Origin of the sequence: Clavibacter lycopersici (assembly GCF_003576405.1) — a bacterium.
Lineage (GTDB): Bacteria > Actinomycetota > Actinomycetes > Actinomycetales > Microbacteriaceae > Clavibacter > Clavibacter lycopersici.
Window position 1 is genome coordinate 1 of the sequence record NZ_QWGT01000140.1, and the last position, 7,434, is coordinate 7,434.

Consider the following 7,434-nt stretch of genomic DNA (forward strand, 5'->3'; position numbering starts at 1 on the left):
CGTCGCCGACGCGACCGCCGCGCGCTGACGCCGACCGCTCCCCGACCCTCCCGCTCCCCCGCTCCGTCCACCGCCCGGCACCGCCGGCCCGCTCCCCCGAAGGACCCATGAAGCGCTCGACCCTCCCCGCCGCCGCCCTGCTCGCCGGCGCCGCCCTCGCCCTCTCGGGCTGCGTCGCGAACGCCCCGACCGGATCCCCCGCCGACGGCGCCGCCGCCGCGGACTCCGGCGTCACGCAGCTCACGGTCGACAGCTCCGCCGAGGCCTGCACCGTCTCCGCCGCGACCGCGCCCAGCGGCACCGTCTCGTTCCACGTCACGAACTCCACGGACCAGGTGACCGAGTTCTACCTGCTCGCGGACGACGGACTGCGGATCGTGGGCGAGGTCGAGAACGTGAGCCCCGGGATCGAGCGCGACCTCGTGCTCACCGCGCAGCCCGGCAGCTACTACACCGTCTGCAAGCCCGGCATGGTGGGCGACGGCGTGGGCCGCGCGCCCTTCACCGTCACGGGCGACCAGGTCGCGCTCGCGGGCGACGCCGAGCAGCAGGGCCAGGACGCGGCCGCCGCGTACCTCGCCTACGTCAAGGACCAGGTCGGCCGCCTCCTCCCCGCCACGCAGGAGTTCGCCGCCGCGTACCTCGCGGGCGACGACGGGAGGGCGCGCTCCCTCTACCCCACGGCCCGCGCGTACTACGAGCGCGTCGAGCCCGTCGCGGAGTCGTTCGGCGACCTCGACCCGGAGATCGACTTCCGCGAGGCCGACGTCGAGCCGGGCACCGAGTGGACCGGCTGGCACCGGATCGAGAAGGACCTCTGGCAGCCCGCGCCGGACGCGAACGGCGGCGACGTCTACGCGCCGCTCGACCAGGCGGATCGCGCGCACTTCGCCCAGGAGCTGACCGCCGACACCCAGCGCCTCTACGACGCCGTGCACGCGGACGGCTTCTCGGTCGACATCTCCACGGTCTCCAACGGCGCCGTCGGGCTGATGGACGAGGTCGCCTCCGGCAAGATCACCGGCGAGGAGGAGATCTGGTCGCACACCGACCTGTGGGACTTCCAGGCGAACCTCGAGGGCGCCCGCGTCGCGTACGAGGGCGTCCGCGACATCGTCGCGCCGAAGGACCCGCAGCTCGTCGCCACGCTCGACGCGCAGTTCGCGTCGCTCGAGCAGGACCTCGCCGCGTACGGATCCCTCGAGGAGGGCTTCACGACCTACGACCGGCTCACCACCGACCAGGTCAAGGGCCTCGCCGACGGCGTGAACGCGCTGGCCGAGCCGCTGTCGAAGCTCACCGGGACGCTCGTCGGCTGATGACCGACGACCAGACGACGGCGCCCGCCGACGCTCCCGCTCCGCAGGCACCCACGGGCATCTCCCGACGCGGGATCCTCGGCCTCCTCGGCGCGGGCGCGCTCGGCGGCGGCCTGGTGGGCTCCGCGGGCGGCGTCATGGCCGACCGCGCCTTCGCGGGCGCGCGCCAGGCCGCGGGCGGCGCCACCTACGCGTTCCACGGGACGCACCAGGCCGGGATCACGACGCCCGCCCAGGACCGCCTGCACTTCGCCGCGTTCGACGTCGCCGACATCGACCGCGCCGGCCTCGTCTCGCTCCTCCAGGACTGGAGCGCCGCCGCAGCGCGCATGACGGCCGGCGGATCCGCGGGCGCCCTCGGAGCGGTCGACGGCCCGTACGACTCGCCGCCGGACGACACGGGCGAGGCGCTCGACCTGCCGCCCGCGGGCCTCACGATCACGTTCGGCCTCGGCCCGTCGCTGTTCACCACCGCGGACGGCGTCGACCGCTTCGGCATCGCCGACCGTCGGCCCGCCGCGCTCGTCGACCTGCCGCGCTTCCCGGGCGAGGCGCTCGTGCCGCAGGCCACGGGCGGCGACCTCTGCATCCAGGCGTGCAGCGACGACCCGCAGGTGGCCGTGCACGCGATCCGCAACCTGTCGCGCATCGCGTTCGGCCGCGCCTCCATCCGGTGGTCGCAGCTCGGCTTCGGCCGCACGTCGTCGACGAGCCGCGCGCAGGTCACGCCGCGGAACCTCTTCGGCTTCAAGGACGGCACCGCGAACGTGAAGTCCGAGGACACGCGCCAGGTCGAGGACCACGTCTGGGCCGACGCGGGATCCACCCCCGCGGAGGCGTGGATGCGCGGCGGCTCGTACCTCGTCGCGCGCCGCATCCGCATGACCATCGAGACGTGGGACCGCTCGTCGCTGCGCGAGCAGGAGCGCGTGGTCGGCCGCACGAAGGGATCCGGCGCGCCCCTGAGCGGCGGCGAGGAGCACACGGCTCCCGACTTCTCCGCGACCGGGCGCGGCGGGGCGCCGCTCATCGACCCCGCGTCGCACGTGCGCCTCGCGCACCCGGACGCCAACGACGGAGCGGTGCTCCTCCGCCGCGGCTACAACTTCGTCGACGGCAACGACGAGCTGGGGCGACTGAACGCGGGCCTGTTCTTCCTCGCGTTCCAGCGGGATCCGCGCACCCAGTTCATCCCCGTCCAGCGCAGCCTCGCGCGCGACGCGATGAACGAGTACCTGCGCCACGTGGGAAGCGGGATCTGGGCGGTGCCGCCGGGCGCGACGCGCGACGGCTACGTCGGGGAGACGCTCTTCTCCTCCTGAGCCCCCGTGCGCGGCGACCAGCCCGGCCAGCCGCGCGCGTCGACGACGCAGAAGCGGGTGCCCTCGGGATCCTCGAGGATCACGTAGTCGGCGTCGGCCGGCCGGCCGGCCCACTCGACGTGGCGCGCACCGAGCCCCACGAGCCGGCGCACCTCCGCCTCCTGGTCGTCCGCGTAGAGGTCGAGGTGGATGCGCGGCGGCAGCGCACGCTCGGACGGGTGCGCGTCGAGCGACACGTTCGGCCCCGCGCCGTCGCGGGAGCGGAGCAGGACGAAGTCGTCGTTGGCCGGTTCGCGCACCTCGTAGTCGAGCGCGCGGGACCAGAAGCGGACCTGCGCGGCGAGGTCGTGCACGCGGATGACGACGGAGCCGACGGTGATCATGCCCGGAGGCTACGCCTGCCGGCGGCGCGCGGTCCGCGGGCGAGCGGCGCAACGGTCGGCGCGGCTCAGCCCGCGGGCAGCACCACGTACGTCGCCACCGGGGATCCGGGATCCGCCGAGACCGTCACGATCACCGTGTAGGCGTCCGTGGTGAAGCGCCCGTAGCCGCTCTGCGCGTCGCTCGCGATCTCGCTCGACGCATAGCCGGCGGCCTCGAGCCGCGTGCGGGCGTCGGCGAAGCCGCCCTCGACCTCGGGCACGGCGACCTGCGCCACCCAGCCGGCCCCGTCGGGCGCGGCTCCCCCGCCGAGCAGCTTCCCCTCGGGGAACGGCACGGCGTCCGCCGGGAACGAGTCGGGGATGTGGCCGTCCGTGGACACCTGCACCTTGCCGAGCGTGTCGCCGACGACGTCCTCCACGCTGTGCCGCACCTGCTTCGCGCCCTCCTGGGCGGCATCGCGGACCACGTCGCCCACCTGGCTGCATCCCGTGATCACGAGCGCCGGGACGAGGACGAGCCCGGCCGCCAGCCCCCTCCTGCGGAGGGACCTGACGGACGGGCTCGTCGGGGTCATGGCGCTTAAGCGTTCTGCTTCTTCAGTCGCGACGTCTTGCGCTGTCGGGCGTTCGCGTCGAGCTCGACCTTGCGGATCCGCACGAACTCGGGCGTGACCTCCACGCACTCGTCCTCGCGGGCGAACTCGAGGCACTCCTCGAGCGTCAGGCGCCGCGAGGGCGTCATGCGCTCGAAGGAGTCGGAGGTGGACTGACGCATGTTGGTCAGCTGCTTCTCCTTGGTGATGTTCACGTCCATGTCGTCGGCGCGCGAGTTCTCGCCCACGACCATGCCCTCGTAGACCTCCTGGGTCGGCTCCACGAAGAACGACATGCGCTCCTGCAGGGCCACCATGGCGAACGGGGTGGCGACGCCGGCGCGGTCGGCCACGATCGAGCCGTTGACGCGGGTCGTGATCTCGCCCGCCCACTGCTCGTAGCCGTGCGACACGGCGTTGGCGATGCCCGCGCCGCGCGTGATCGTGAGGAACTCCGTGCGGAAGCCGATGAGGCCGCGCGACGGGACGACGAACTCCATGCGGACCCAGCCGGTGCCGTGGTTGCTCATGCCCTCCATGCGGCCCTTGCGGGCGGCGAGGAGCTGCGTGATCGCGCCGAGGTACTCCTCGGGCGAGTCGATGGTGAGGTGCTCGTAGGGCTCGTGCACCTTGCCGTCGACCTGCTTGACGACCACCTGCGGCTTGCCGACGGTGAGCTCGAAGCCCTCGCGGCGCATCTGCTCCACGAGGATCGCGAGCGCGAGCTCGCCGCGGCCCTGGATCTCCCAGGCGTCCGGGCGGCCGATGTCGACCAGCTTGATGGACACGTTTCCGATGAGCTCGCGGTCGAGGCGGTCCTTGACCATGCGCGCGGTGAGCTTGTGGCCCTTGACCTTGCCGATGAGCGGGCTGGTGTTGGTGCCGATGGTCATCGAGATGGCCGGGTCGTCCACCGTGATGGTGGGCAGCGGCCGGACGTCCTCCGGGTCGGCGAGCGTCTCGCCGATGGTGATGTCCTCGATGCCGGCGACGGCGACGATGTCGCCGGGGCCCGCGGACTCGGTCGGGAAGCGGTCGAGCGCCTTGGTGATGAGGAGCTCGGTGATCTTCACGTTCTTGACGGTGCCGTCGTGCTTGACCCAGGCGACCTGCTGGCCCTTCTTGATCGTGCCGTTGAAGACGCGGAGGAGGGCGAGGCGGCCGAGGAAGGGCGACGCGTCGAGGTTCGTGACGTGGGCCTGCAGCGGGTGCTGGTCGTCGTACGTGGGCGCGGGGACGTGGTCGAGGATCGCCTTGAAGAGCGGCTCGAGGTCGTCGTTGTCCGGCAGGGTGCCGTTCTCCGGCTTGTTCGCGCTCGCGGCGCCGTTGCGGCCGGACGCGTAGACGACGGGCACGTCGAGGATCGCGTCGAGGTCGAGGTCCGGGTGCTCGTCCGACATGTCGGACGCGAGGCCGAGGAGGAGGTCCTGGCTCTCGGCCACGACCTCGTCGATGCGCGCGTCGGGGCGGTCGGTCTTGTTGACCAGCAGGATCACGGGGAGCTTCGCCTCGAGCGCCTTGCGGAGCACGAAGCGCGTCTGGGGCAGCGGGCCCTCGGACGCGTCGACGAGGAGCACGACGCCGTCGACCATGGACAGGCCGCGCTCGACCTCGCCGCCGAAGTCGGCGTGGCCCGGGGTGTCGATCACGTTGATGACGATGGGCGTGCCGTCGGCGTGCTTCCCGTTGTAGAGCACCGCGGTGTTCTTCGCGAGGATCGTGATGCCCTTCTCGCGCTCGAGGTCGTTCGAGTCCATCATGCGGTCCTCGCCCTCGAAGTGGGCGTCGAACGAGTTCGTCTGCTTGAGCATGGCGTCGACCAGGGTCGTCTTGCCGTGGTCCACGTGGGCCACGATGGCCACATTGCGGAGGTCGTTGCGCGCGACTAGCGCCATAGTGCTGTCCTTCAGTGGAGAGGGTGCCGGCCTTGTCATCAAGGGAGGAGGGCGAAGAGCCGCCGTCTGCTATTCCCAGCGACGTACAGCCTACCGTGCCGATGCAAGCCGGACTCAGGGAGCGTCGGAGGTGAGCGTCCAGCGCCAGGCATCGTCGAGGATCCCGGCCTGGTGCGCCGACACCTGGACGCCGGAGACGGAGGACCGCACGCCGGCGAGCGCGGGGCGCTGGTAGAGCGGGAGGCCGGCGCGGTCGCCGTACATGCGGCGGTCCAGGCGCAGCAGGAGCTCGGTGCGCGCGTCCTCGTCCTCGGTGCGGCTGAGCGAGGCGAACAGGGACGCGACGTCGGGGTCGGCCGTCGCCTGGCCGTCGCGGGCGTCGGCGCGGGACTCGTACGCGGCGCGGATCCCCGCGACGGAGGGGTACGCGTCGTCCGACGAGAGGAGGGCGACGTCGTATGCGCCCTCCTGTCCGAGCACGCTCTCCCACTGCGGGGTCGAGCAGTCGGTCACGACGAAGCCGGCCTTCTCGGCGGAGTCGCGGATCGCCTCGAAGGCGGCGACCCGACGGGGGTCGGCGGGGTCGAAGAGCACGCAGACCTCGGGGGCGGTTCGGCCGACCGACGCGAGGAGCTGCCGTGCCTCGTCGAGGTCGACGTCCCGGAAACGGTTGGACCCGTTGGCGCGCACCTGGTCGGCGTACCCGTCGGTGCTGGGCGCGAGGACGAAGGAGTCCCGCGTCGTCGCGTCGGGATCCACGGGCGTCGCGGCCTCGCGGACGATCGCGTCGCGCGGGATCGTCGAGAGGAACGCGGTGCGGACGGCGACGTCCGACATGGCGGGATCGCGCGCGCCGAGGGTCTGCAGGTCGACGCGCTCCCAGGTGGCGGAGGATCCCCTGACCACCTGCACGCCGTCGATGCGGGCGAGCGCGTCGGCGACCTCGCCGTCGGCCTCGGGCGCGATGACGTCGACCTCGCCGGCCTGGAGCGCGGCGACGGCGGCGTCGGGATCCTCGATGGTGGACACGACGATGCGCTCGACCGACGGCCGGTGCGTCCCCGTGTAGAAGCGGTTGGCCCGCAGCGTGATGGAGGTGCCCGGGTCGATCGACTCGACGGCGTAGGGGCCCGAGCCCACGGCGCGATCCGGGTGCGCGGCGATCTCCGCGACGCCGAAGCCGCGGTTCCACGCGTCGGAGATGGGCGAGAGCAGCTCGGGCGCGCGGTCCTGCACGGCATCCACGAGCGTCTGCTTCGCGCGGCCCGGGCTCGTCATGTCGAGCGCCAGCTGCACGACGCTGTGCGCGGGCAGGCCGACCTCGAACGCGAGCCGCCAGTCCGGCGTGTACTCGTCGAAGACCATGGTGATCGACCGGCCGCCGTCGCCGATCTCGGGCGTGCGGGTGACGTGGGTGAGCGCCTCGTCGGCCGCGGCGTCGAAGAAGACGGTCTGGTCCGGCAGCGGCCCGGTGTAGCCGCCCGTCGAGTCGTCGACGTAGCCGGCCGGGTCGAAGCCGGCGGTGTCGAGCGCGCCGGATCCGGCGGCCCAGGCGAGCAGGAGGTCGGCCGCGTCGACGGGCTCGCCGTCGGACCAGCGGACGCCCTCGGCGACGGTGTACTCCACGGTGAAGGGGTCGCGCGAGACGACCCTCGCCGTCCCGTACCCCGGGTCCGCCGCCACGGTGCCGTCTGCGGACACCTCGGAGAACCGCGAGTTCGTGGCGTGCACGATCTCCCGGTTGCCGTCGGTGCCGCCCGTGCGCGACTGCGCGTTGTAGGAGGTGAAGGAGGAGGGGATCGCCGCGCGGATCTCGGTCTGCGCGACCACGCCGGTGGTCGGCGAGCAGGCGGCCAGGCCGGCGACGAGCGCCAGGGCGACGGCGGCGGACGCAGCGCGGACGGCCCGGCGGATCCCTCGCG

6 protein-coding genes are annotated in these 7,434 nt (G+C 72.9%); 2 read left to right on the forward strand and 4 right to left on the reverse strand.

The window, feature by feature from the left end; translation table 11 throughout:
* Nucleotides 1–107 precede the first annotated feature (107 nt).
* Together efeO and efeB are read left to right on the forward strand one after the other, a co-directional pair.
* The gene (gene efeO, locus DZG00_RS10115) at nucleotides 108–1,319 is read left to right on the forward strand and encodes an iron uptake system protein EfeO (protein ID WP_119455588.1); all 1,212 of its coding nucleotides are present in this window, start codon (nucleotides 108–110) and stop codon (nucleotides 1,317–1,319) included.
* The gene (gene efeB, locus DZG00_RS10120; RefSeq protein WP_119382086.1) at nucleotides 1,319–2,641 is read left to right on the forward strand and encodes an iron uptake transporter deferrochelatase/peroxidase subunit; all 1,323 of its coding nucleotides are present in this window, start codon (nucleotides 1,319–1,321) and stop codon (nucleotides 2,639–2,641) included. Before efeO ends, efeB begins: the two co-directional genes overlap by 1 nt.
* Here the strand turns inward: efeB and DZG00_RS10125 are convergent.
* The 4 genes from DZG00_RS10125 to DZG00_RS10140 form a co-directional block, all read right to left on the reverse strand.
* Nucleotides 2,611–3,024 (reverse strand): VOC family protein, encoded by a 414-nt coding sequence (locus DZG00_RS10125; RefSeq protein WP_119382087.1) that lies wholly within the window; start codon nucleotides 3,022–3,024, stop codon nucleotides 2,611–2,613. The genes efeB and DZG00_RS10125 overlap by 31 nt on opposite strands.
* Nucleotides 3,025–3,089: 65 nt before the next feature.
* Nucleotides 3,090–3,599 carry a hypothetical protein gene (locus DZG00_RS10130; protein ID WP_119382088.1) on the reverse strand — a complete coding sequence of 170 codons (510 nt, stop codon included), beginning with the start codon at nucleotides 3,597–3,599 and terminating at the stop codon, nucleotides 3,090–3,092.
* Between the two features lie 5 nt (nucleotides 3,600–3,604).
* Nucleotides 3,605–5,512 (reverse strand): translational GTPase TypA, encoded by a 1,908-nt coding sequence (gene typA / locus DZG00_RS10135; protein ID WP_119382089.1) that lies wholly within the window; start codon nucleotides 5,510–5,512, stop codon nucleotides 3,605–3,607.
* A gap of 114 nt (nucleotides 5,513–5,626) precedes the next feature.
* A partial coding sequence (locus DZG00_RS10140; RefSeq protein WP_147359967.1) for an ABC transporter family substrate-binding protein occupies nucleotides 5,627–7,434 on the reverse strand: 1,808 nt, incomplete at its 5' end.

Coding starts and splice junctions, on each gene's coding strand:
- efeO (WP_119455588.1), top strand. CDS start 108: ATGAAGCGCTCGACCCTCCCCGCCGCCGCCCTGCTCGCCGGCGCCGCC.
- efeB (WP_119382086.1), top strand. CDS start 1,319: ATGACCGACGACCAGACGACGGCGCCCGCCGACGCTCCCGCTCCGCAG.
- DZG00_RS10125 (WP_119382087.1), bottom strand. CDS start 3,024: ATGATCACCGTCGGCTCCGTCGTCATCCGCGTGCACGACCTCGCCGCG.
- DZG00_RS10130 (WP_119382088.1), bottom strand. CDS start 3,599: ATGACCCCGACGAGCCCGTCCGTCAGGTCCCTCCGCAGGAGGGGGCTG.
- typA (WP_119382089.1), bottom strand. CDS start 5,512: ATGGCGCTAGTCGCGCGCAACGACCTCCGCAATGTGGCCATCGTGGCC.